Consider the following 2,589-nt stretch of genomic DNA (forward strand, 5'->3'; position numbering starts at 1 on the left):
GATCAAGCTCGGGCAACTGGCCAGCGACACGATCAGGCCATGGTTTCAGGAGCTGACAACTCATCGTGCCAACCGTACAGCCGCCGACTTTGTGTCTACCCAGGAGAGGTTTGTCATGTCTGATCAATCACGTTTCATGCTGATCGTCTCGCCGCTGATGCAGCACAGCCCGGCCTTCGACAGGGCCGCCGCACTGGCCAAGGCCGAAGGTGCGGCGCTGCACATCGTGGCTTTCGACTATCTGGAAGGTTTGGCGACCGCCAGCCTGGTCAACGACCAGGCCCGCGAAGAGATGCGCCTGGGTTATATCGAACGTCACCGCCTGTGGCTGGAGGAGCAGGCCAGGCCTCTGCGCAAGATTGGCCTGGAAGTCACCACCGAGGTGACCTGGGTCGAACGCCCGCTCCAGGAAATTCTGATCCACCTCAAAGAACAGCCGATCGAGTTGCTGATCAAAGCGCTGCAACATGAATCACTGCTCTCGCGGCTGATGTTCACACCGCTCGATGTGCATTTGCTGCGCGAGTGTCCAGTGCCGCTACATTTTGTCAGTAACGCCATTCATGCCTTGCCTCGCAAGGTTGTGGCAGCGGTCGATCCCTTCCATCGCGATAAACAGTACCAAGGCTTGAACGACCGGATACTCCACGAAGCGGTCAAACTGGCGAGTGCCTGCAATGCCGAGGTCGACGTCGTCTATGCCTATGACCTTTCCTCCATCAGTGCCGATGAATTCGACTTCAACAACGTGTCGACCTTCTTCTCTTCAGGCAAAGCCAAGACCCTGTTCGACGCTCAGGGGGAGGCATTCAACGAACTGGCCGAGCGCAACGGCATCCCGCCGGAACAGCGTCACATGATCATGGGCAACCCGGGCAAGGTCCTGGTCAACTATGCCGACGTCAATCAGGTCGATGTTATTGTCATGGGCCGGATCAGCCATCGCGGGATAGGCCGGCTGGTCGGCAGCACGACAGAAAGCCTGTTATACAAAATGCCCTGCAGTGTCTGGATCGTGTCGCCCGAAGAACTTGCTGAGTGAGGCAAACAGCACGCTCTACGCTAGCGATGCCGACGGCGAGAAGAACCGTGTCTGCGCCAGAAGATTGAGCAACAGTGCGCTAAGATTGCCGCACTCGCCTCCTCCGACGAGGTTCTGCGTCAAACAGAACGACGTGAAAGGAGAGCGATCTGACCCGCAAACAAGGGTCTGTTGCTAAATTAGGGAGTCAACAATGGAAGATACGGTTAGCAAGGGCCCGGAAAGCATGAGCGCAGAGCCAGAGACGTCCACCGATGCACTGCAGCTGAGCAGCACGGAGCTGCGCATTCTCGGCTCGTTGATCGAGAAACAGGCGACCAGCCCGGAGACCTATCCACTGACCCTTAACGCGCTGGTCATCGCCTGTAACCAGAAAACCAGCCGGGAACCGGTGATGAACCTCAGCCAGGGCCAGGTCGGGCAAAGTTTGCGCGCCCTGGAAGGTCGAGGCTTCACCAGGCTGGTCATGGGCAGCCGCGCCGATCGCTGGGAGCATCGACTCGACAAGGCGCTGGAGCTGGTGCCGGCCCAGGTTATTCTGACCGGCTTGCTGTTCCTGCGCGGTCCGCAGACGGTCAACGAACTGCTGACACGCAGCGGCCGCATGCATGATTTCGAAGATGCCGAACAGGTTGTCCATCAACTGGAACGCTTGATTGCCCGTGGTCTCGCGATGTTGCTGCCGCGCCAGTCGGGCCAACGCGAAGACCGCTACATGCACGCACTGGGCGACCCGGCGGATATCGACGCGATCCTCGCCGCCCGCCAGAACCCGGTGGAGCGTGGCGCCAGTAACGGCGTGTCGGTGGAGCGCATCGAAGAACTCGAAGCGCGGATTGCAGCACTCGAAGAACGCCTGGCACGCCTCGAGTAACCCTACCCCCTGCCCCGCAGCGCCTTATCAGCTGCGGGCGAACGCCACGGCCTTGTGGAACTGCTCATCGCTGGGACGCACGCCGGTGTACAGCACAAACTGCTCAAGCGCTTGAATGGCGATGACTTCAAGCCCGGTGATGACCCGCTTTCCTGCGGCACGAGCGCGCACGATCAGTGGTGTTTCCGAGGGAATCGCCACCACATCGAAGACAGTTTCTGCGTAATCGATGGCGTCAGCGTCAAAAGCCAGTTGATCGGCCTCTGCGCCTCCGGTCATGCCAATCGGCGTGACATTGACCAACATCCGCGGACGCTCGCTGCCCAGTTCTGCTTGCCAGCGATAACCCAGCGAGTCGGCCAAGGCGCGCCCCGCGCTTTCGTTACGCGCCACGATCAGGCCGTTTTGATAGCCACCGTCGCGCAAGGCACTGGCCACCGCCTTGGCCATCCCGCCGCTGCCGCGCAAGGCGAACGTCGAATCCTGCGGCACGGCATGGGTTTTCAACAGTTGCTCGATAGCGATGTAATCGGTGTTGTAAGCCTTGAGGTGACCGTTGGTGTTAACGATGGTATTGATCGAGGCAATGGCTTGCGCCGACGCGTCCAGTTCATCGACCAGTGGGATGCAGGCTTCCTTGAAGGGCATCGATACGCCGCAGCCGCGAATACCC

3 protein-coding genes are annotated in these 2,589 nt (G+C 59.8%); 2 read left to right on the forward strand and 1 reads right to left on the reverse strand.

From position 1 onward, the window contains the following. Positions 1-115 precede the first annotated feature (115 nt). Positions 116-1,042 carry a universal stress protein gene (locus AC1DH9_RS27010; protein ID WP_427539767.1) on the forward strand — a complete coding sequence of 309 codons (927 nt, stop codon included), beginning with the start codon at positions 116-118 and terminating at the stop codon, positions 1,040-1,042. Positions 1,043-1,268: 226 nt separating this feature from the next. Beyond that, positions 1,269-1,916, forward strand: coding sequence for a YceH family protein (locus tag AC1DH9_RS27015; protein WP_427539922.1), 648 nt, complete (start codon positions 1,269-1,271; stop codon positions 1,914-1,916). Between the two features lie 27 nt (positions 1,917-1,943). Here AC1DH9_RS27015 and AC1DH9_RS27020 read toward each other — a convergent pair. Next, positions 1,944-2,589: shikimate 5-dehydrogenase (locus AC1DH9_RS27020; protein WP_477809127.1), on the reverse strand; the 646-nt coding region annotated here is incomplete at its 5' end.

This window comes from Pseudomonas sp. 05T35 (genome assembly GCF_056396605.1).